Raw genomic sequence first — 20676 nt, forward strand, 5'->3', positions numbered from 1 at the left:
GGTACCTTGTGGGAGCGAGCTTGCTCGCGAAGGCGTCAGTGGGGTTTTTACTTTTCGGGCGGACCCTGAACAGCGCCAGCCGGATCCTCGATCGCAGCAGGCTCTTCAGCAGATGCCTCAGGTGCCAGGTCGAGCAGATCAGGCTCGTCGTCGACCACCTCGGCAGCCACCTCAGGCTCGCTAGTCAGCGGCCTCAGCAAACTCGGATCCGTCACCCCAGTCAGCTTCTTGCGCAGGCGCTGCAAGTCACCGACGCTGAGCTTCAACAGCTTGGCCGACTTGGTCTTGATCAGCGTAGTGACACTTTCTTCCTCGCCCAGGCGCGCCATTTGCCCCGCCAGGTTCATTGCCAGCACTTCGCGTGTGTAGATGCCGGTGTTGTACTGATACACCGCAGCGATCAGCTCACGCAGTTCCAGCGGCAAACGCCAGCGGGTGCGCAGAGCAGAACCGAATGCAGCGGAATACTGCTCCAGAGATTGCCCGATCACCTGCTCATCCAGTTGGCCGCCAGCCAGCAGCCACTCCTGCAGGCAACCCAATACCGCCAGATCGCCCAGCGACTGCAACAGTCCGGCACAGAAACAGCGCTCCGCATCCAGCTCCAGCATGCCGCCCAGGATGCGTGCGTAATCAGCCGTGCGTTGCGACAGGGTCCATAGCTCATGGGCCTTGGCCAGCAACGCATCATCGGTCAGCACCGCCATACGCTTTTTGCCCAGACCGGACGCGATATTGGCGACCTGCACTGGCCCGAGAATGGCCAGCGCCCCGCCCATGGTCTGAATCGGCTTACCCAGATGCTGCGCCGCCGTGTTGGCGGCTGCGATCAGTACAGCCGTGATATGCGGATCATTGCGCAGTTCCTGCTCCAGCAAGGCGGCGTCGATGCCGCTGGCGGTCTGGCTGAGCGTCACCGCGGTGGCGACATCGACGAACAGCGGCGCGCCATCGGCGATGTCACGGCGTTTGTCGAGAAACTTGGTCAGGGTCAGCCCCGGCGTCAGCGCGGGCACCGCACCTGCAACCGGGGCGCTGCGTTCCAGCAGCAGGCCTTCAAGTCGCTGGCGCAGCCCTTCGGTGTTCAGTGGTTTGGTCAGGTAGGCAGTCGGCGCCAGCGGCACGACCTCGCGCACGCTGGCGCTGTCATTGCGATTGCTGATCAGAATGAACGGAATGGCGGGCTGACGACGCAGATTGCGCACGCCCCGCAACAGGCTCAGGCCATCGATCCCCGGCAGCTCGCGGGCGGCGATGATCAGGTCCGGCAGGTGTTTTTTCATCCACTCGACGGCCTGTTTGCCATCGGTGCACATCTCCAGCTCGATATCCGCACGCACGCCCAGCACCAGGTCGCTGAGCGTCTCGCGAACCCACGGATCAGACTCGGCTATCAGTACGCGGGGAACGGCGGGCAAAACTACAGCGGTCATCATGACTCTCCGATGTCAATGCGACCACCTTAGCCAATGCAAACGTCCGGATATACCCAAAACAGCGAAATACCCTGCTCTAAAGCAAAAAAAACCCGTCGAAACGGGCTTTTTTTGTCTGTTTGGTCATAAATTAATCAATTCATGACTTCACACTTTTTACGCGATTTCAGCGAAGCATTCGTCAAGAATGGCCAGGCCGCGGTTCAGCAATTCGTCTTCGGCCGTCAACGGTACCAGCACGCGCAACACGTTGCCGTAAGTACCGCAGGACAGCAGAATCAAACCCTTGTCACGCGCCTTGGCAACCACCTGAGCCACGGCAGCTGCGTTAGGCTTGTGCGAGTCACCGCCTTCGAACAGCTCAACAGCGATCATCGCACCCAGCGCACGCACTTCACCGATAACCGGGTACTTGGCCTGCATCGCCTTGAGCGAGGTCACCAACTGCTCGCCAACCGCCTTGCAGCGCTCCAGCAGGTGCTCTTCTTCGAAGATGTCCAGCACCGCCAGTGCCGCAGCGCAGGCCACCGGGCTACCAGCATACGTGCCGCCCAGACCGCCGGGTGCGATGGCATCCATGTATTCAGCCTTGCCGCACACGCCCGCCAGCGGGAAGCCGCCTGCGATGGACTTGGCGAAGGTAGTCAGGTCAGCCGCAACGCCCATCTGCTCCATCGCGAAGAACGTGCCGGTACGGCCAGCGCCGGTCTGCACTTCGTCAGCGATCAGCAGAATGCCGTGCTTGTCGCACAGCTCGCGCAGACGCAGCATGAAGGCCTTCGGTGCCACGTAGAAACCACCCTCGCCCTGTACGGGTTCGATGATGATCGCAGCGATGTCCTTGGGCTCGGCGTCGTTCTTGAAGATGCGCTCGATGCTGGCGATGGAATCATCCACGCTCACGCCATGCAGTTCGCACGGGTACAGCGCGCGGAAGATACCGCCTGGCATCAGTCCCATGCCGGCCGAGTACGGCACGACCTTGCCGGTCAGACCCAGGGTCATCATGGTGCGGCCGTGGTAAGCGCCGGTGAAGGCGATAACGCCCGCGCGACCCGTCGCAGCACGGGCGATCTTCACGGCGTTTTCCACCGCTTCGGAACCGGTGGTCACCAGCAGGGTTTTCTTGTCGAAATCGCCTGGGACCTTGGCGTTGATTTTTTCGCACAGCTCGACGTAAGGCTCGTAGGCCAGTACCTGGAAGCAGGTGTGGCTCAGCTTGGTCAGCTGTTCTTGCACGGCGGCGATGATCTTCGGGTGCAGGTGACCGGTGTTCAGAACGGCAATACCGCCCGCGAAGTCGATGAACTCACGACCTTCCACGTCGGTAACGGTCGCGTTCTTCGCCGAAGCAGCGAAGATCGGGTGGATCTGACCAACGCCACGCGGGACGGCTGCATGGCGGCGTTGCATCAGGGATTCGTTAGTCTTGCTCATGTATTCCTCATTCGCCGCTCATCGGTCGGCGTGGGTCAAGGATCAAGCGGACCGGATCAACTGCGGCAGCATACGATGATCGACTGCTGCAGCCTTCAGGCCACCAGGAAACTGCGGTGCAACAAAAGCCGATGACACGTCGCTCTCGCGCGCCATCGGCTGCAATACCCAAGTGTCGGTCAGACCGACAGGCAGAGGTATTTGATTTCCAGATAATCTTCGATGCCGTACTTGGAGCCTTCACGGCCCAGACCGGACGACTTGATGCCGCCGAACGGTGCCAGCTCGTTGGAGATCAGGCCGGTGTTGATACCCACCATGCCATATTCCAGCGCTTCGGCGACACGGAACACGCGGCTCATGTTCTGCGCGTAGAAGTACGACGCCAGACCAAACTCGGTGTCATTGGCCATCGCGATCACTTCGGCCTCGTCCTTGAAGCGGAACAGCGGGGCCAGCGGACCAAAGGTTTCTTCCCGGGCTACGGCGGCATCTTTCGATACGTTGACCAGAATGGTCGGTTCGAAGAACGAGCCTTCCAGGCTGTTGCCACCGGTGAGCACGGTTGCACCCTTGCTCACGGCGTCGGCGATGTGTTCCTTGACCTTGGCCACCGCCTTGTCATCGATCAACGGGCCGGTGGTGACGCCTTCTTCCAGGCCGTTACCGATCTTCAGCTTGCCCACCGCCGCCTTGAGCTTCTCGGCGAACGCGTCATACACCGCGTCCTGCACGTAGATGCGGTTGGCGCACACGCAGGTCTGGCCGTTGTTGCGGTACTTGGAGATCATCGCGCCTTCGACTGCCTTGTCGAGGTCGGCATCGTCGAACACGATGAAAGGCGCGTTACCGCCCAGCTCCAGGGACACCTTCTTGATGTCCTTGGCGCACTCGGCCATCAGCTGGCGACCAATGTCGGTCGAGCCGGTGAAGGACAGTTTGCGCACGATCGGGTTGCCGGTCAGCTCGGCACCGATATCGCCTGCGCTGCCGGTCACCACGCTGAACACGCCAGCCGGGATACCCGCACGCTCGGCCAGTTCAGCCAGTGCCAGTGCCGAGAACGGCGTTTGCGACGCAGGCTTGAGCACCATGGTGCAGCCCGCCGCCAGTGCCGGGCCGGCCTTGCGGGTGATCATCGCCGCCGGGAAGTTCCACGGGGTGATCGCTGCAGTCACACCAATCGGCTGCTTGAGCACGATCAGGCGCTTGTCCGGCTGGTGACCAGGGATCACGTCGCCATAGACGCGCTTGGCTTCTTCGGCGAACCACTCGATGAACGACGCGGCGTAGGTGATCTCGCCCTTGGCTTCGGCCAGTGGCTTGCCCTGCTCCAGCGTCATCAGCAGACCCAGGTCGTCCTGGTTCACGATCATCAGCTCGAACCAGCGGCGCAGCTTGTTGCCACGCTCCTTGGCGGTCAGCGCACGCCAGGCCGGCAGCGCCTTGTCAGCCGCCTCAATCGCCCGACGCGTCTCGGCTGCGCCCATTTTTGGCACAGTGCCGAGGATCTCGTTGTTGGCAGGGTTGTTGACCTTGATCGACTGACCACCGTCCGCGTCCAGCCACTGGCCATTGATGTAGGCTTGCTGGCGGAACAGTGTGGAATCTTTGAGCTGCATGTCGGCCTCCTAAACAGCATCGCCCGAGAGGCGACGCGAACAATTGATATCGATGCGCCCCATTGGAAGCCATCGTCAGGAAAACATTCCATCGGGTTCCAGCGCTGCGCCACGCATGAAAGCAGGAAGACCGAACAAGAGCGTTTGAAATCTCAAACGAATCCTAGGCATTGCGGGGGGAAAGGACAATAGCCCGTTCGAAAAAAAGAACGGGCGCAGGGAGGTGTGTGGTTTTCTGATCAGCGTCGAGCCGCGACGCAGAGGCATCTTGCAACCGCAACGCGATCAGGCTGCCCTGCCCTTCAACGTGAACAGGCTTAGCCCCAGGCCAATGAACGACGCACCAAACACCCGATTGACGTTCTGGCGCCTGCGGGCCGAATTGAGGTGGCGCTTGAGCGTCTGTGCCAGCAGCACATAAAAGATGTGAGCAACCACAGAGCAGCCGGCGAAGGTCACGATCAGCATGCCCGTCTGCTCCACCTGAAAGGTGCCGGGCTGAATGAACTGCGGCAGAAACGCGATGAAAAACAGGATTGCCTTGGGGTTGGTCAGCGCCACCGAGATGCCTTTGATAAACAGGCTGCCTGTGGACACCGCTTTGGGCACGTCGGCCAGCGCATCAAAAGCACTGCGCGCGCTACGCCACTGCTTGATCCCCAAATAAACCAGATACCCCGCGCCTGCGATTTTCAGCACCAGAAAGGCACTGGCGGACGCTACCAGGACCGCGCCCAGCCCGGCCGTTACCGCCGTGGCAACCACGATCAACCCCAAGGCGTTGCCGAGCGAACCGACCATCGCCCTCGCCGGCCCGTGGGTGATTGAATTCGACAGCGCCATGATCACCGCCGGCCCCGGCGTGAGCGTAACGAACAAGGCAATCATCGCGAAGCTGAGCCACTGTTGTAGCGATTCCATTTTTTATTCTCCCTGTGGCGCAGGCATTAACCCACGCCTGTAGCGCTATCGATAATCCGGAAGCGTGAACGACTGCACCGCCGGGGTCAGCGCCCTGGCAGCACGCTTGCTGATAAAGGGCGTTGCCACCAACCGCTGCACGGCGCGCAGGATCTTCACCCCGGTCTGACTGCGAGGGTGGACCAGACGCGGCACAAGTTTCGGCACGCTCTGCGACTTTTTCACCACAGGGCGCAGGACATATTCGTACGAGGCAAGCGCCTCGGCAATCGTGTCGGTCCGGGTGAGTTCGCCCGCCAGCACATACGCGCCAATCAGCGACAACGAAGCACCGACCCCGCCCAGCGGCGTGACACACCACGCCGCATCGCCCAGCAGTACCACCGGGCCATTCGACCAGCGATCGATCTTCACCTGACGCAAGTCATCGAACCAGAAATCCTCCGCAGCCTCCATCCCCTCCAGCAGACGAGGCACCTCCCAGCCCGCGCCTGCAAAGGACGCCCGAAGAAACGCCTTCTGCTCGGCAACACTGTTGCCGACCGTCAGGTGGCTTCGGCCCTGCACATTAAAGAACGCACGCGTCGTACCGCGATTGTCCGGACGAACACCCGCACTGCGACCGCCCACCGCGTTATACCAGCGCGCGGTCTGACTATCGGTCGGCGCACGAGGCACGGTAAAGAACGCGCTGGCCAGGTCCATCCGGCGCGGCTGATTCTCGCCGGGGAACACCAGCTCCCGCGTGCGCGAGCCGACACCTTCGGCAATGATCAACAGATCAAAACGCTCCTCGCCACCGCCCTCGAACGTGACCGACACGCCCTCCGCATCGTGCTCGACCGAGACGATGCGGTCACCGAAGCGATAGAACGCATCAGCAGACGACGCCTCATACAGCAGACGCGCAAGATCACCGCGCAACACCTCAAGCTCAGCCGTCGGCCCGTCCCCGTCCAGCCCCGCCAGATCGATGCGCGCCGCCGTGCGGTTATCCTCATCCACCCACGCAAGCCCCGTCTCGCCAGTGTTGAGCTCCTTCACCGCCTGCTCAAGCCCCATCAGGCGCAGCACTTCTCGGGCGGCACCCCGCACATCCACATTCTGCCCGCCATCGCGAAAGGCAGGCGCCTGCTCGACAACCGTGACATCGCAATCGCGCTGCGTCAGCCACCAGGCCGCGGCACAACCCGCGATACTGGCCCCGGTAATAAGAACGCGGCACGGGCTGCGCTCAATGCTTTTGAACTGATTGATAAGAGGCCCTCGGTGGGAACTGTCTGACGGAGTGGTATGGGGAGCATCATGCACCAGCTGGCGGTTGTGCCGGTAGCGGTGGGCTGTTCCTTTGTGGGTGGAGGTGGGTGTGGGGTGATGGAAGGCCGTCGCCGGGTGATTTGTGTCGCACACCGCCCGCAACTGGACGCCCCGTACCCATGTGAGTATCATGGCGCCCGCGTCGCACCAGTAGCTCAGCTGGATAGAGTACTGCCCTCCGAAGGCAGGGGTCGTGGGTTCGAATCCCGCCTGGTGCACCATATAGCAATCTAGACCTGTCTCATACAGTCTACGAATCCCCCTAAGAAGCCCGCCCTGTGCGGGCTTTGTTGTCTCTGGCTATCCATAGCGATCCACCCCTATACCTTCACGCCGTGTATGCCCACGTGTATGCTTTGCAATTCCTTGAACAGGAGGCATACAAGCCGTGAAACGTACTGACATCAAACGTCGCCCGCTAGCTGACACAACCCTCTCCGGGCTGGAACCAGAGGATGCAACCTATCGGGAGCAAGATGGCAACGGCTTGTACTTTCGAGTCAAAGCAAATGGCCAGAAGTCTTGGGAATTGCGTTACAAGAAACCAGACGGAAAATGGTCTTGGCTAGGGCTAGGCGGCTATCCGGAAGTCAGCGGCTCTCTAGCTAGACAGAAGGCTGCACAACTGCGCGAAGACTCATCCAATGGAAAAAATCCGCTAGTCAGCAAACAGGCGAGGAGAGCTGCTGACCTGGAGGCAGCCAATAACACTTTCGAAGCGCTAGCACGGGAATGGTTCGATTCCAGACGGTCGAGCTGGGAAGCAGGCACCGCCCGGAGAATCATTGGTGCTTTGGAGCTGCATGCGTTTCCAATATTTGGGAAGCGGGTTTATACCGAGATACTGCCTCTTGAATGGATGGAGTTCCTGCGCAGCATGGAGCAGAAAGGGATCATTGACCAAATGGGCAGAGTCCGAGCCACTTGCAAAGAGATCTATGACCTGGCTCGTGTAACCGGGCGAGCCATCCACAATCCTCTCGAAGGTCTCAACAAATTCCTTCAGACCCGTAGCGCCGAAAACTACGCGCACGTGTCAGTAGAAGAGCTACCCGCACTGCTCCGTGCGATCAATTCTTACCCTCATGCAAAGGATGTTCGGTTGGGGCTCCGCTTGCTTGCGCTGCTGGCCGCACGCCCGAGTGAAATTCGAGAAGCACGCTGGTCAGAGATTGATCTCAATAAAAAGCTCTGGACGATCCCGGCCGAACGCATGAAGCGTCGGCGTGAACACGTGGTTCCCCTATCCCGCCAAGCTGTTGAAGCAATCACTGAATTGCGCTCGCTTACAGGAGCATACCCACTGCTGTTTCCAGGCAGGAAAGATAGGACTATACCCCGCAGCAATACCGTTTTTCTGATGGCGTTACGGAGACTCGGCTATGGCGGACGCCAGACAGGTCATGGCTTCCGTCATATCGCAAGCACGATCCTTAACGAGCAGGGTTTTGATGAAAATCATATTGAAGCGCAGCTTTCCCATGTGAAGGAAGGAATCGCAGGGGTGTACAACAAGGCGGTTTATTTACCTCAACGTAAAGTCATGATGCAGTGGTATGCCGATCATCTTGACGAGCTAGCATCTGGCAATGTTGTCCAAGGCCAATTTGGAAAGGCCGTATGAGATCTCAATTCCATACCCCCTCCAAAAGCGGTGTTACTCGTGTTACAGGTGTAGCGAACCTATCTAAGCCTCTGATTATTATAGGATTATCTAGAATTACACGACGCGGTGGCCGACACATTGCGACGTGTTACAAGGCCGAATCGTGTAACAACACTGCTCCAGCAACCCCGCTGCTGGCCCGACCTGTGGTACTGCCGAACCGCTGTAAATGTGACACGAGCCGGGGCCAAGGGGCGGTCGATGGACAATGAGAATATGCCGGTTGGTTGCCTTGAAATTGCTGGATGCGATGTCAGCAATTTGCTTGAGGAACTCGACGACATCGAACAGGCCGTGCATGAGTTAGCGCTGTATCCGCAATTTCGTGAGCATTTCAAAGAGGCTCTAGACGTGGCCAATTACGCCACGTCATTCTGGCTTGAGGATGGCAGCTACCCTGACCGAGCAGGATCTGTAGTGGCCACGATGTTCCGACTTCGCGATGAGATTGAGGACCAGGCCAGTTATAGAGATTCCGGGTCGCTGCCGAGTGTCATGAGAGGATTTCTTGGCGTTGACCACAACGATGCTGACTCGCAACTCGTAGCAACTTACGCTCTGGTGCAGAGCGTTCAAGCTGTCCAGGTACTCGCTAATTGGCTCTTTGAAACGGAACTCTACGTCTTCGAGCTGGATGTCGATCTCATCGTCCAAATGCAAACCACAGATCATGATAGGTATTGCGCACTGGTAGGTAAGGAGCGGCTAAAACATCCGGGTGCGGAGATTGACGCTCGTGAATCCTTTCGCACCTTCATGGGCGAGGCCGACAAGGCGCTCATGCTTGCGAGCATCTTCAAGCAGGTTGAAGAGGTCGACGTAGCGAAGGGCAATTTCAATGTGGCCAACTTTTTGAGGAAAGCGCTGAATAAGGCGCTGACCAATGCGTTTTCCGCTCAAGCTTCGCAAAGAGGCGCGGCGGCTGGTAGGGCCAACAGCCACCCGGACTCGGTAAAGCAGCAGAACGCAGCGGACCTGCGCAAGCGCATTTGCAAAGCTGCCGACCGTCTCATTCTTGGCAACCCGGCTATTTCAGAGCGAACACTAAAACGAGCATTGGTGGAACAGGGTATAGCGTCTGAGCCAACCATCAAAAAATACCTGGTCACCTGTGGCTATTTACCTCGGTAAATTTCTTAAAAGCAAACCGTGTTTGCTTTTTTTCGCCTCCCTAGTCTGTGCCTGTCTCTCACCATATAGGCACGGCTATGTCATCCCCTCTGCAAGCAATCAGCACCACGTCCCCAGCTCGTGATCCAGCTACCACGCTCATTCGCATCAGCGAAGTCATTGCGATAGTCGGCCTCGCCCGACCCACGATTTACAAGCTGATGCAGCAACAAGACAGCGGCTTTCCGCTCCCAGTAAAACTGAGCAACAGCAACGCCCGAGGTGCGCCCGTTGCATGGGTCTTGGGGGAAGTTCAGGCATGGACGCGAGCGCGCATCGCTGCTCGCGATCAGGTGGCCGCATGAGCAATCGTTTCCCAAAGACCAACGGCCCTTTCATCGACTCCTACAGCATCGGCTTTCAGCTCTACAAACCGGGTGAGCTCAACTGGAAAAGTCGCACCATCGCGGGCGTCAGCTGGAACGGCCTGGAGCAGGAAGCAATTTTTTTCAATCCGGATGGCATGGCCCTGCCTCTCAAACCCAACCCGTGGAATGTGCCGGAGTGGATTCGTGCGCACGAAATCCGTCGTGAGTTTGCCTGCGTGCATGGCACAGGCCATTTCGCGATGAAAGAAGGACGCCGTAGGGCGTTGCGCACGGTCGGCCTCAATGACTGGGTGACTTACTGGCTAGTCGACCAGTCCGGCGGTTTTGCCAATGAATCGAAGTTTTGGCAAGCCTATCTGGCTGCTGATCTCACCACCGAGCAAGCCGACAGCAAAAAGCTACACACCGAAATGCGCCTGAAGGACGACCTGGCTGCGTACGTCGAGCAAAGCATTGCCGAGCGCCGCGAGCACTTGACGGCCATGCATCGAGATCGATGCAACGAGGATCAGAAAATTCTCGCGTGGCTGAAAGGCGAGGTCCCCGCACCGCTATTCGACACCGAAGCGCGGGCGGCGTGAAGCCTCCCCTGCCCGATCTGCTCGCCTTTGATTCGGCACCAGAGCCCAAGGCCATCGCGTCACCGACTCGACGCACGCACCAACAAAAACGCCTCCGGGGGCAACCGGAGGCGTTGAGGTAAATCTACATGCACGTCAAATGTATTTCGCATCGAGCGCCAGTGCAAGTCGCTCAAACAGTTGCACATCCCAAAACCGGGCGCTATTCTCTGGACGTCGCTGCAAATTCAGCGATCGGGCTTGGTCGCCCGAAAAGCAAAAGGCGCAACAGCGCCCCCATTCAGATTGCAGGCGCTTTTTTTGCGTCCGCATTTCCGTTTTATGGCGGCTGTGCGTGGGAGGCCTTCGGGCCTGCTGGGTTCCTTTTGCCCCGGTCGACCAACCCGCGTACAGCTGCCACCCTAATTCGCTTGGTCGCGAACGGTGGTAGCTCCCCAGCAAAAGGAGCTCCACATGCACGCCCTCAATCCGTCCAAAAATCGCGCCGCTGCCCATCGTGCAATGGCTCTCGCCGCTTTACACGCCAACTCCAGCCTCGCTACACGCCTTGCCCGCTACAACGCTCACATGACCAAAGCACGCGCCCTCGAAACCGCAGGGGGTGCCCAATGAACAACGCCCTGAGTTTTTCCCTACCCGAAGATCTGCTCTGCGTTAATCCCACAGCGGACGCCGGGATACCCATCGACGCCATTACCTGCGCCGTGGACCGCGCCAGTTCGGTTCTGTTGCTGCTTGAAGACCAGTTCGAAAACGACGGTCCCAGCCTGGCAAATCACATCATCGCCGCCGCCCTTTGGGACGTGCGCGGTACGCTAGGTTTGATACGAACCCTGGCGCTTCACGCAGACGAGCTGGTCCGCGGTCCTGCGCAAGGGGGTGGCCTGTGAGTACGTCTTTCCAAGGCAACACCACCGGGCACACCGCCTTTGCCAAATACAACGCCCGCAATCAACCACTGTTCAGCGTCAACGCGGGCGTTTCCTGCGAAGAGGCTTTAGAACACGCCTCCGTGCTGACTGACTGCATCAACAAACTGACGCTTCAAGCGGGCATGAACGACGACAGCAGCGCGGCATGGGCTGCCCATTACCTGGGCGATATGGTCAAGGCCATCATCGATGACGTGACCACCAGCCTGCAGTTTCCAACGGAGGATCGTCCATGAGCGCCTCCAGCACGAAAAAGCGCCCTTCGTTCGCACAGGTAAAAACTGCTGCGCTACGCAACATCGACAAGGTCCTCGCTCACTGGCTCCCGAACGGAAAGCGAGTAGACGGCGGCAAAGAGTACACCGCACCCAACCCCACCCGAACGGACAAGCGTGCGGGCTCTTTGAAGATCAGTATCAGCAAAGGCACCTGGTCTGACTTCGCAACTGGCGACAAAGGCGGCGACTTGATTGACCTGGTGCGCTACATCGACGGCGGCACTGACGTCGAGGCCTGTAACAAACTGGCGGATCTGCTCGGCGTAACTGCGGACTCAGCGCCCGCCAACCCCGCACCGGCCAAAAGCAAAGCGCCCGAGTGGATCGCTATCCAGCCGATCCCGGCCGAGGCGATGAACAAATGCCCGGTTAAACACCGGCAGCATGGCGCACCGTCCAAGGTCTGGATTTATCGCGATGACAAAGGCCATCCGCTCATGGCGTTGTACCGATTCGACCTGGCCCCCGATGAGGACGGCAAACCGAAAAAGGTCTTTGCGCCGCTGACCTGGTGCAAACGCAGCGACGGCGAAACGACCCAATGGCGCTGGCAAGGACTGCCCGAGCCCCGGCCGCTTTTGCGCCTGGATGACTTGGCGCTCCGTGCCGATGCGCCGGTGGTCTTGTGCGAGGGCGAAAAGGCCGCTGACGCAGCGGCTGATTTGATGCCGAGCCACGTGGCCACCTGCTGGCCGAACGGTTCGAACTCTTGGCATAAAGCAGACCTGACACCGCTCAAAGGCCGCGACGTGCTGTTGTGGGCAGATAACGACGACAGCGGCGCAGCCTGCATGGACGCGGTCGCCCACAAGCTGCGCGAGATCGGCGCAGGCTCGGTGAGGTTCATCGCGCTGGAAGTGTTCAAGCGCAAACCCACGATGAAAAACGACCGCGCCGCTTTCGCCAAAGGTGGCCAGTGGGACAACGGCGATGATGCCGCCGACGCTGCAGCCAAAGGCTGGACAACCACCCATTTGGCCGAACTGGAGCGTAGTGGCGAGCTGTTCGGTTCTGTAGAAGAACCGTCCGCACCGGAGGAGCCCGAACCCACTCCGAAAGCGAAGGCAAAGCCTGCGGCCAAGCGCCCTGCAAAACCGAAAAACGACCTGATGCCTAGCGGCTTTCGCCTGACACCCGAGGGTGTGTTTTACGCAGGCGACGACGGCGAAGCGCGCCCGGTGTGTTCGCCTCTGGAGATCCTCGCCCGCACCCGCGATGACAAAGGCCACAACTGGGGCCTGCTCGTGGAGTTCGACGACCCCGACGGGGCCAAGAAGCGCTGGAACATTCCGGCGCGCACCATGACCGGCGATTTCGGAAAGGACGTACTTGGCCCGCTGGTAGACATGGGCCTGCGCCTAGCTGGCAGCCGATCAGGCCGCAACGCACGCAACGACCTGCAGAGCTACCTCGGCGGTTTCGACAGCGCGCAGCGGGCACGACTGGTCACTCGCCTGGGCTGGCACGACAGCGCCTTTCTCCTACCGGAACAACAGGTCGGCATCCACAGCGAACACTTGCACTTCTACGAAGCCGGATCTCAACTGCCGCCGATCAGCGAAGCGGGAACGCTTGAGCAATGGCAGGAGCAGATCGGCGCGTTATGCGTGGGCAACCATCGCTTGGCGTTTGTGGTCGGCGTGGCTTTCGCGGGTCCGTTGCTGCACATGCTGGGTCATGAGTCGGGAGGCTTTCACCTGTACGGCGATAGCTCGGGCGGCAAGACAACACACCTGCAGGTCGCCGCATCGATTTACGGCGGACCGCGCCTGGTGCGTTCGTGGCGCTCGACCGACAACGCACTGGAATCCATCGCCGCCGCGCATTCTGACGGCCTGCTGGTGCTGGACGAGATTGGCATGTGTGATCCGCGCATCATCGGCGAGACGGTGTACATGCTTGGCAACGGCACCGGCAAGGCGCGGGCCAATGATCGAGGCCAGGCAGGCCGACAGGTGCAGGAGTGGCGGTTGCTGTTCCTCTCCACCGGCGAGAAGACGCTTGCCCAGCACATGGCCGAAGCGAACAAAGAACTCAAAGCGGGCATGGAGGTGCGCATGCTCGCCGTACCAGCCGATGCCAGCAAAGGCTTGGGCATGTTCGACGCGTTGAACGGCTTTGATGACGCAGCGGCACTGTCGGACGCGCTCAAAGCACGAGTAGCGAAATACTACGGCACACCGCTTACCGCGTTTCTCACAGCCTTGTGCGAGCCTGATAAACGTCACGCCTGGTCAGCCATCCTGCGCCGCACGCTGGAAGGCTTTATCGCCCAATCGTTGCCTGCGTCGGCGAGCGGACAAGCTCACCGCGCCGCCGCTCGCTTTGGCCTCGCCGCTGCAGCGGGAGAATTGGCCACGGCAATGGGGATAACCGGCTGGCCCGACGGCACCGCGACAACCGCTGCGCGGGTGTGCCTCAACGCTTGGATGAACGAGCGCGGGGGTGCCGGTAACTTCGAAGGTGATGCGATCTTGGCGCGACTGCGCCAGGTCATCGAGCGCTTCGGCGAGAGCCGTTTTACCCGATGGGAATCAACGGCGGCGAAGGTCGATGAACACGGTCCGCGCACCATCGACAGGCTTGGCTTTCGCAAGACGATGGAACACGGCCTGGGCGATGCCCTGCACACGACCAACACCTACTACGTGCTGCCCGAATCATGGCGCTCGGAGATATTCCGGGGCATGAACATCAATGCGGTGAACAAGGAGCTGCTGCAGCGCGGCGTCATTGAGCCTGGGAACGACGGCAAAGCATCGACTCTGGTCCGACTACCCGGCTTGGGCACGCAACGCTGTTACGTCGTGAAGACGATTCCGGGATTGGCTGAAAGCGAGGCTCGGGCAGCCTAAGGGCATGCCTGCTGATCGAGGTAGCGCCGGCTGATTCCCGGCCTCGCCAGCCACTCAACCAACTCCCAATCGAATTGAACAGAGATCAGACACATGAACGAGATTCAAGAACTGAAAGACCGCCGCGATCGACTGCTGAACGAGGCCAACCAACTGCATATCCAGCTGCTGCCCCTCGAAGCTGCACTGGAGAATGATCAGGGTATCGACGCGGATCAAGCGCTTGAATTGCGCCATAAGTACAACGAGCTGAAAAGGCCTTTCGATTCGCGCAAATACGAAGCTCACTTGTTGGATCAGAAGATCAATCGCCGCGAAACCCTCGCCAATAGCGATTCCCTGATGGCGGGTTACGTCGAGGCAATGAATAACTGGAAGGCGGACGAGCAGGAGCTGAATGCGAAGCGCCAGAGCCTCAGCAGCCGCCTTGAACAGATCCAACAACAGGCGGTAGAGGACATGGCCAAAGCCCGGCAGGCCGAAACGGACGCGGCTACTGCGTATGCACAGGCCGTCGCATGGGGCGACACCGAAGGCGAAAAGATCGCCAGTGCCGATGCGCAAAAAGCAGCAAAAAACCTGACTGCCGCCGCCGAACATGATCGTCGGCATGGCCTGATCATATCTGCCCTCAAGCAGGAGCTGGCGACCGTAGATCAATACATCGTCGAAGCTCAGGAAAAGCACAAGGGCATCGAACGCGACGCCCTGTGGCTCTCTCAGACGGTGCTTGAAGAGAAATGGAACGAGGCCGCTAAGGCATTGTTTGAAGTCGGTGGAAGGCTCTGGGCGAATTACAACCTGCTCGGACGTGATCAGGTGAGCCTGTTGAAACTGGCGGTTCCGCAGGAAGGCGAGACCGTCGGGAACTGGACGTGGCATGAATTATCCGACCGAGCGCGCAACTATGGCGCGCAGGACCTGCTTCAGCTCGACGACGCCCCAGCACGTCAACAGGCTGAACAGACGAGCCACCTGGCCTAACAACAGAGTAAAGACAATGACCAAGCGACCTCAGAACGCTGCGAGCTGGTCTGACACGATCAAAGCCCGGAAAGCTCATTTGGAGACCCTGTTGAAAACCATCAACGCGGCCCCGGCCAGAACCATTCAGATCCAAGCACTGACCATCAAGGCAATAAAAGCGGAACTGGCCCACCTTGAGAGCCAGCTGACACGTCGGAAATAGGCTGAACTTACGAACGACGCATTCAATCTGAAGAACCACACCCACTCAAAGACAGGGAAAAAGAATGTCCAAACTTGCAGAGTACCGCCAGTTGGAAAAACACCTCGCCGAGCAGCTCCAGGCGCTGGAAAACATGAAGGGCGATGAGAGGCTCAAGAAAGAAATCGAGTTCGAAACGAAGCTGCGCAAGCTGCTTGAGCAGTACGGTTTCAGCCTGCAGCACATCATCAAACTGCTGGACCCACCGACTCCGGTACGCCGCTCCGGCTCCGAAAAACCTGCAGGCACACGCAAGCCACGTGACCTGAAAGTTTACAAAAACCCCAACACAGGTGAAGTGATCGAGACCAAAGGCGGGAATCACAAAGCATTGAAGGCGTGGAAAGCAGAACACGGTGCAGACGCCGTCGAAGGTTGGCTAAAGAAATAAAGCCGCCTCACCTGAAAAAGGGCCCAGCAGAGCCCTTTTTGCTGCGGGCATAAAGCCCATCAACTCACCACAAAGCTTCAAGTCGCAGTTACAAACGACCTACACAGTCGTGAATTTTAATAGCAATTTTGGAAGCCGCTTCCGGCTAGGAACGGACTCTCGGCGGGAAAGGCAAGTGACTGGTGTGCCGCACAAATGACAAGGGCGCCCATGGAGAGCGCCTTTTGTTTACCTGCGCGCTTTCAGGAATTGCTTGGCCCTAGCTTTTCGGGCATCCAGATCAGCCTTTAATGCCTTATTCGCTCGCTTAACCGCGTACTCGCCTGCTCGGGCTGACGCGGCGGCGCGCTCAGCCAAAATTGGTGTCTCGCTCATGAATTTTGTGGTGTCCAGTACCGGGGTTACCTCTTTCGGATCCCCAATGGCCATAACAATATGAGTCTCTCGAACCGAGATTGGCCGATAGCCGAAGCGCTCATAAACTGGAACCAACTCTACGTCGCAGGAGAGGCTGGAAATTGGATATTTACTCAAGAGTTCTCGCACCATAAGGCTCATCACCCCTTGGCCTCTGAACCTTCTGTCCACTGCGGTGTAGTAGATGCCGCACTCCACCACCGCACTGGCCGAAAGCCCGTACAGCAAGAAACCGATAATCTCACCACCAGGTGAGGCTGCGGTAATCACCTCTATGAATGAAGGGCTGGGGCGGGAAAGGTAGGCGCGAATCTCATGGACCAATGCAAGCTTGTAAGCGCTGAAAAGTGGATGTTTTGCCGGTGGTCGCGTCATGCTGAGCGAAGTTACGTTGTCCATGACCAACTGTAGGACTGCTTCCCCTTCAGTTATGGTGATCGGGGTAGTATGGCGGGTCATAGTAATCATCGAAGTCCTTAACGACAGAGTGGGGTTGCCGTGAAACTACCGAGTGGCCTCCGCCCTGTCTATTAGCTTTCAGGCCTCCCCACGGTGCTGCAATACCAGTTTAGCCAAGCCCTGCCGAATGTGCCCCTGGTTCTCGTCGGCCTCGGCATGGCCCTGCTGCTCAACCAGCAGCAAGCAGCACGCTTGCGACCAGCACCACAAGCACGAACTACATCACACGGTCGAGCCATTCATGCCAGTTGATCCTCACTGCGGCGCAATAGTCCAACCCAGCGGCGCTTACCTTGAAAGCTTGTGCGCGCCAGCGCATGCGACCCTAAGGTGTATCAACACCACAGGCAGCTGTTGTTCAACTCCGACCGGTCGTGAAAGACAGCAATTGGCCAAAAGCAGTCGCTCAGCAGTTGTTCTTGATTGACCGCTTGAGCCTGCGAGAGAAGGTTGTGCAGCCCCATTGCTGCTGCGACTGGCTCTACTCATCCGCCCCAACTGCCAGAGCATCACTCCAAAGCCTGTCGAGATCGACGTCCTCGCTGGCAGGTTGCTTACCATCTAGCAGTCTATCCACTTGGATCACCATCGGCAGCTCAAAAGCAGTACCAGTGATCACGCAACACCCTTGTGAGAGTCCAGGGATGAGGCTACGAGACATAGAGTCCAGCGTAGAGATTGTATTGTCGATCAAGTAAAGATCCCGATCATTCACTAAGCGGTGAATGAAGAAATTGTGAAGCTGCGAGACGATTGTGGGCGAGATATCAGCCGGACGCTGGCTGGCGATGGTAATGAACATCCCAAACTTGCGTCCCTCCTTAATGATCTCTTCGAACTGCTCGAGCCGATAATCCTTCCAGGTTTCACTTTCTCTCGCAGACTGATCGGACAGTATGTTATGCGCCTCATCGACGATGAGATGGATGGTCCGGTCGGGCGGATTGGTGACCGTGGCCTTGTGACTGTTGTAGTAGTGCTTCGCGAACAGTAGAGGCAAAACCTTCTTAATCTCGTTGTTGCAGCGGCGCATCGAGATGACCGTGAGCAGCCGCTCATCTGGTGCTGCATCCGAAACGGACAACACGTTACGCAGGTTGGCGAGTGAAGACTCGACGCGCTTCAGAAGTGGCTGAATATGCTCAAACTGAACGTATCCGGCGTTCAGATCTGACATCAGCTGCAAGTTGACGCGTAGCACAAGCTGGTCGAACTCATCGAGGCCCGTGGCGTCTAAAGTTTCTACAATTGGAGCGACATCCGCCGCGTACTGTGCGCCATCGGTACCTATGAACCGCCCTTGGTAAGTGAAGCGCCCACCAAGCCGGTGCCAGACCACATCTGCCAGCATGTCCTGCACCTGCTGATTTCCCATGAGCCGCGAGACGGTGCGCATCAAATCCAGCGTCGCCGTCTTGACCTCCCCGGCGCAGAACGAAGTATGGAACACCAGCTTCGCATAGTTCGCGAGTGCCCCAGGAATGGCTCTATAGCGTTCCCTACCTGAGATGACACGGTTGAGGAATGGCCTTTGCGTATTCGGGGTAGCCTGAAAAAGCAGAGCCATAGTCTCGAGCTGCCAAAATTCCTGCGTTGCCAGCGGAAACCGTGAAGCTAGATCGTTGACGTTTGGAGCGGTAAGCGTGGACAGTTGGTAGACGGTTTTGTGATCCGCAGCCACGAGCTGCTCACCGCCGTACTCACCATTAAAATCCAAGATGATGAAACGGCTCTTACCTGTAATGAGAGGCAACTTTTGATCGAAAAGAACAGTGTAGAGCTTTGCCAGAGTATTCGACTTGCCGCTTCCGGTATTGCCGAAGATACCGATATGGCTATTGAAGAGTCGTTTCCACGGCAACCCAATCGCGATTTCCTCTTTCAGCATAGTCCCAATTCTGAAATCACTATCCGCCTTGCGGTCGAAGATGGACCTGATTTTCTCCTCGGGAAGCAGGTAAGCCGCATCCTGGATCATCGGTAGATATTTGATGCCCTGAGTGAAACCAGAACGGTCGAAGTATCCAATCGGCCTAGCCTCTACCTTTCGCACAAACGTTTGCCGACCATCATGCATCTCAGTGCGGCTTTCATCCAGATACTCACCCTCGACGATGCAGATGATTTCGCGGAAGCCACGCTGAATGGATAGGTATTCGCGGATTGAGACTCCCTTGTACCTCTCTCCTTCATAGAACAGGGTTTCCTTGCTCGACTGTTCATCGATCTTCAGAACCAATTTTGTTCCATGGACGGCGATGACCTCGCCAACGCGAATACTCATATCAGGGGCTCAAGGTCTGCATCGGCCACAGGAGGAGCTGCTGGAGGTATGGGGGTAGCCGGTGCAAGAGCCGTAGCCTCCGGCCAAGCCAATACCTGCTCATTGAATGCGGTAAAATCCATCACCCCACTCTGCAGCATGAGGCATTTGACGTTACGGTTGCCCTTGAATTTGTCCTCCATTTCGGCGTGCCCAGCCTGGCTGTAACAGCAAACAAACACCTGCAGCCCCGGATTGGAGAGAGAACGCATGACGAGGTTGAGGATATGCTCGTCGGCAAACGAGAACCCAAAGGTGATGAGTACGGCGTTTGGTTTCTCAAGCTCATAACTGAGCAGCCGCAGCATTTGATAGTAATGCTCCTCGTAGACCGTCTCGTGGAACTTCCACTTGGTCGGGTTGACAATAGGAATCCGTTCATATTTGTCCCAGAACGCCACCAATTCTTCATTGGAAAAATCTGTGACTGGGAGGTCGGCAAGCGTCGATGCAGGGTTAGTAAGCGCAGCCGAAAATGGTTGCAACATCTCCATAGCGTCAGCATCCAGCAGACTTTCGCGGTTAGACAGGTCGTAGCCAACCTGAATCGCGGCATCCACTTTGCTCCAGTAGACCGACCCATGCAAATGGATCAGATTGATTTGAGGAATGCTGCTCTGATAACGGCCGAAGACACCGGCTTGGCAAAGGTATGACCCGAAGTTTCGGGCCTGTAACATGCGCCGCGTGAATCCTCGCGCACCGTCATTTAGCACGAAGTCAATGTGGCCTTCCTTGATAAGCGCGTCAGCCACGAGCGGAAAGCAACCGTCATAGTTCGTCGTGAACACATTGCAACGGCGATCCAGCGCTTTGCGCCGCTTTACCATTTCGAGTGCTGTCGTTAGGAAGGTGCGGTAGTTCCTGATAACCGTGGCACCTGCTTCTCCGGCCACCGCCTGTTCCAGGCTAATTTGCTCTGCAGGGCGGATACAGCTGGCGTAGTAGTGCATAAACAATGGAATGAGACGCCGGTCGCCCTCGCGCTCGAACTTGGTGGCTAGTTCCTCCAACGTGTAGCGCGAGTTGCCCTCTCCAGTCTGGACCTGCAACTGGAGGGTCGGGAGCAGGCCGAATGATGCTCCTGATCCGAAGAGGAAGTTGATGTCTTGATTGTAGATATCGCCGATAGAAATCACTGGCTTTCTTCCCTGGCTGCGCATAATGACGAAAGGAGACAATACATCTAGCAGTGGGCAGAGTGCCACTGGGGAAGCCATGAATAACTGCGGCGCGAAAGACAGGGCCCCTCTCAGGCTGACATTAACCGCTAAGCTCGAGCGGCAGCTATTGGCTGATCGCTGCCTTTCGCGA

At 58.2% G+C, this 20676-nt stretch carries 19 protein-coding genes and 1 tRNA gene; 12 read left to right on the forward strand and 8 right to left on the reverse strand.

Annotated elements, in window-relative coordinates:
• Positions 1–47 precede the first annotated feature (47 nt).
• From P406_RS06395 to P406_RS06415, 5 genes are all read right to left on the reverse strand, one after another.
• Positions 48–1436: a response regulator gene (locus tag P406_RS06395; protein ID WP_046235694.1), complete on the reverse strand. Its 1389-nt coding sequence runs from the start codon at positions 1434–1436 to the stop codon at positions 48–50.
• A 156-nt stretch (positions 1437–1592) separates the two neighbouring features.
• The gene (gabT, locus tag P406_RS06400) at positions 1593–2873 is read right to left on the reverse strand and encodes a 4-aminobutyrate--2-oxoglutarate transaminase (protein WP_003344741.1); all 1281 of its coding nucleotides are present in this window, start codon (positions 2871–2873) and stop codon (positions 1593–1595) included.
• A gap of 179 nt (positions 2874–3052) precedes the next feature.
• A complete protein-coding gene (gabD, locus tag P406_RS06405) occupies positions 3053–4495 on the reverse strand; it encodes an NADP-dependent succinate-semialdehyde dehydrogenase (protein WP_046235695.1) in 1443 nt (480 codons plus the stop codon).
• 285 nt (positions 4496–4780) lie between these two features.
• Positions 4781–5416, reverse strand: coding sequence for a LysE family translocator (locus tag P406_RS06410; protein WP_046235696.1), 636 nt, complete (start codon positions 5414–5416; stop codon positions 4781–4783).
• 45 nt (positions 5417–5461) lie between these two features.
• On the reverse strand, positions 5462–6730 hold the full coding sequence (locus tag P406_RS06415; RefSeq protein ID WP_046235733.1) for an FAD-dependent monooxygenase: 1269 nt from the start codon (positions 6728–6730) through the stop codon (positions 5462–5464).
• Positions 6731–6877: 147 nt separating this feature from the next.
• Here P406_RS06415 and P406_RS06420 point away from each other — a divergent pair.
• From P406_RS06420 to P406_RS06470, 12 genes are all read left to right on the forward strand, one after another.
• A tRNA-Arg gene (locus P406_RS06420) sits at positions 6878–6954 on the forward strand.
• Between the two features lie 167 nt (positions 6955–7121).
• Positions 7122–8357, forward strand: coding sequence for a tyrosine-type recombinase/integrase (locus tag P406_RS06425; RefSeq protein WP_046235697.1), 1236 nt, complete (start codon positions 7122–7124; stop codon positions 8355–8357).
• Between the two features lie 243 nt (positions 8358–8600).
• The gene (locus P406_RS06430; protein ID WP_046235698.1) at positions 8601–9530 is read left to right on the forward strand and encodes a hypothetical protein; all 930 of its coding nucleotides are present in this window, start codon (positions 8601–8603) and stop codon (positions 9528–9530) included.
• Positions 9531–9607: 77 nt separating this feature from the next.
• Positions 9608–9874, forward strand: coding sequence for a helix-turn-helix transcriptional regulator (locus tag P406_RS06435; protein WP_046235699.1), 267 nt, complete (start codon positions 9608–9610; stop codon positions 9872–9874).
• A complete protein-coding gene (locus P406_RS06440) occupies positions 9871–10479 on the forward strand; it encodes a hypothetical protein (RefSeq protein ID WP_046235700.1) in 609 nt (202 codons plus the stop codon). The genes P406_RS06435 and P406_RS06440 overlap by 4 nt, the downstream gene beginning before the upstream one ends.
• A 453-nt stretch (positions 10480–10932) precedes the next feature.
• The gene (locus tag P406_RS29335) at positions 10933–11091 is read left to right on the forward strand and encodes a hypothetical protein (protein ID WP_162864880.1); all 159 of its coding nucleotides are present in this window, start codon (positions 10933–10935) and stop codon (positions 11089–11091) included.
• Complete coding sequence (locus tag P406_RS06445; RefSeq protein WP_046235701.1) at positions 11088–11369, forward strand: hypothetical protein; 282 nt, start codon at positions 11088–11090, stop codon at positions 11367–11369. Before P406_RS29335 ends, P406_RS06445 begins: the two co-directional genes overlap by 4 nt.
• Positions 11366–11647, forward strand: a complete 282-nt coding sequence (locus P406_RS06450) for a DUF3077 domain-containing protein (protein WP_003344689.1) — start codon at positions 11366–11368, stop codon at positions 11645–11647. The genes P406_RS06445 and P406_RS06450 overlap by 4 nt, the downstream gene beginning before the upstream one ends.
• Positions 11644–14544 (forward strand): DUF927 domain-containing protein, encoded by a 2901-nt coding sequence (locus P406_RS06455; protein ID WP_046235702.1) that lies wholly within the window; start codon positions 11644–11646, stop codon positions 14542–14544. Before P406_RS06450 ends, P406_RS06455 begins: the two co-directional genes overlap by 4 nt.
• Before the next feature lie 93 nt (positions 14545–14637).
• The gene (locus P406_RS06460) at positions 14638–15528 is read left to right on the forward strand and encodes a coiled-coil domain-containing protein (RefSeq protein ID WP_046235703.1); all 891 of its coding nucleotides are present in this window, start codon (positions 14638–14640) and stop codon (positions 15526–15528) included.
• A gap of 16 nt (positions 15529–15544) precedes the next feature.
• Positions 15545–15733 carry a hypothetical protein gene (locus P406_RS06465; RefSeq protein WP_004879845.1) on the forward strand — a complete coding sequence of 63 codons (189 nt, stop codon included), beginning with the start codon at positions 15545–15547 and terminating at the stop codon, positions 15731–15733.
• Between the two features lie 64 nt (positions 15734–15797).
• Positions 15798–16163 (forward strand): histone-like nucleoid-structuring protein, MvaT/MvaU family, encoded by a 366-nt coding sequence (locus P406_RS06470; RefSeq protein WP_046235704.1) that lies wholly within the window; start codon positions 15798–15800, stop codon positions 16161–16163.
• Positions 16164–16391: 228 nt separating this feature from the next.
• Here the strand turns inward: P406_RS06470 and P406_RS06475 are convergent, their stop codons facing one another.
• From P406_RS06475 to P406_RS06485, 3 genes are all read right to left on the reverse strand, one after another.
• Complete coding sequence (locus P406_RS06475; protein ID WP_046235705.1) at positions 16392–17048, reverse strand: GNAT family N-acetyltransferase; 657 nt, start codon at positions 17046–17048, stop codon at positions 16392–16394.
• Positions 17049–17520: 472 nt separating this feature from the next.
• Entirely contained in the window at positions 17521–19323 is a 1803-nt protein-coding gene (locus P406_RS06480) for an ATP-binding protein (RefSeq protein WP_046235706.1), read from the reverse strand.
• Complete coding sequence (locus tag P406_RS06485) at positions 19320–20582, reverse strand: SIR2 family protein (RefSeq protein WP_235810266.1); 1263 nt, start codon at positions 20580–20582, stop codon at positions 19320–19322. Before P406_RS06485 ends, P406_RS06480 begins: the two co-directional genes overlap by 4 nt.
• Positions 20583–20676 lie beyond the last annotated feature (94 nt).

The sequence above is a fragment of the Pseudomonas syringae pv. coryli str. NCPPB 4273 genome (genome assembly GCF_000972175.1).
GTDB classification, from domain to species: Bacteria; Pseudomonadota; Gammaproteobacteria; order Pseudomonadales; family Pseudomonadaceae; genus Aquipseudomonas; species Aquipseudomonas syringae.

Bases quoted from the DNA above. Each gene is read 5' to 3' on its own strand.
- P406_RS06395 (WP_046235694.1), bottom strand. From the start codon at position 1,436: ATGATGACCGCTGTAGTTTTGCCCGCCGTTCCCCGCGTACTGATAGCC.
- gabT (WP_003344741.1), bottom strand. From the start codon at position 2,873: ATGAGCAAGACTAACGAATCCCTGATGCAACGCCGCCATGCAGCCGTC.
- gabD (WP_046235695.1), bottom strand. From the start codon at position 4,495: ATGCAGCTCAAAGATTCCACACTGTTCCGCCAGCAAGCCTACATCAAT.
- P406_RS06410 (WP_046235696.1), bottom strand. From the start codon at position 5,416: ATGGAATCGCTACAACAGTGGCTCAGCTTCGCGATGATTGCCTTGTTC.
- P406_RS06430 (WP_046235698.1), top strand. From the start codon at position 8,601: ATGGACAATGAGAATATGCCGGTTGGTTGCCTTGAAATTGCTGGATGC.
- P406_RS06435 (WP_046235699.1), top strand. From the start codon at position 9,608: ATGTCATCCCCTCTGCAAGCAATCAGCACCACGTCCCCAGCTCGTGAT.
- P406_RS06440 (WP_046235700.1), top strand. From the start codon at position 9,871: ATGAGCAATCGTTTCCCAAAGACCAACGGCCCTTTCATCGACTCCTAC.
- P406_RS29335 (WP_162864880.1), top strand. From the start codon at position 10,933: ATGCACGCCCTCAATCCGTCCAAAAATCGCGCCGCTGCCCATCGTGCA.
- P406_RS06445 (WP_046235701.1), top strand. From the start codon at position 11,088: ATGAACAACGCCCTGAGTTTTTCCCTACCCGAAGATCTGCTCTGCGTT.
- P406_RS06455 (WP_046235702.1), top strand. From the start codon at position 11,644: ATGAGCGCCTCCAGCACGAAAAAGCGCCCTTCGTTCGCACAGGTAAAA.
- P406_RS06460 (WP_046235703.1), top strand. From the start codon at position 14,638: ATGAACGAGATTCAAGAACTGAAAGACCGCCGCGATCGACTGCTGAAC.
- P406_RS06465 (WP_004879845.1), top strand. From the start codon at position 15,545: ATGACCAAGCGACCTCAGAACGCTGCGAGCTGGTCTGACACGATCAAA.
- P406_RS06470 (WP_046235704.1), top strand. From the start codon at position 15,798: ATGTCCAAACTTGCAGAGTACCGCCAGTTGGAAAAACACCTCGCCGAG.
- P406_RS06475 (WP_046235705.1), bottom strand. From the start codon at position 17,048: ATGATTACTATGACCCGCCATACTACCCCGATCACCATAACTGAAGGG.
- P406_RS06480 (WP_046235706.1), bottom strand. From the start codon at position 19,323: ATGAGTATTCGCGTTGGCGAGGTCATCGCCGTCCATGGAACAAAATTG.
- P406_RS06485 (WP_235810266.1), bottom strand. From the start codon at position 20,582: ATGGCTTCCCCAGTGGCACTCTGCCCACTGCTAGATGTATTGTCTCCT.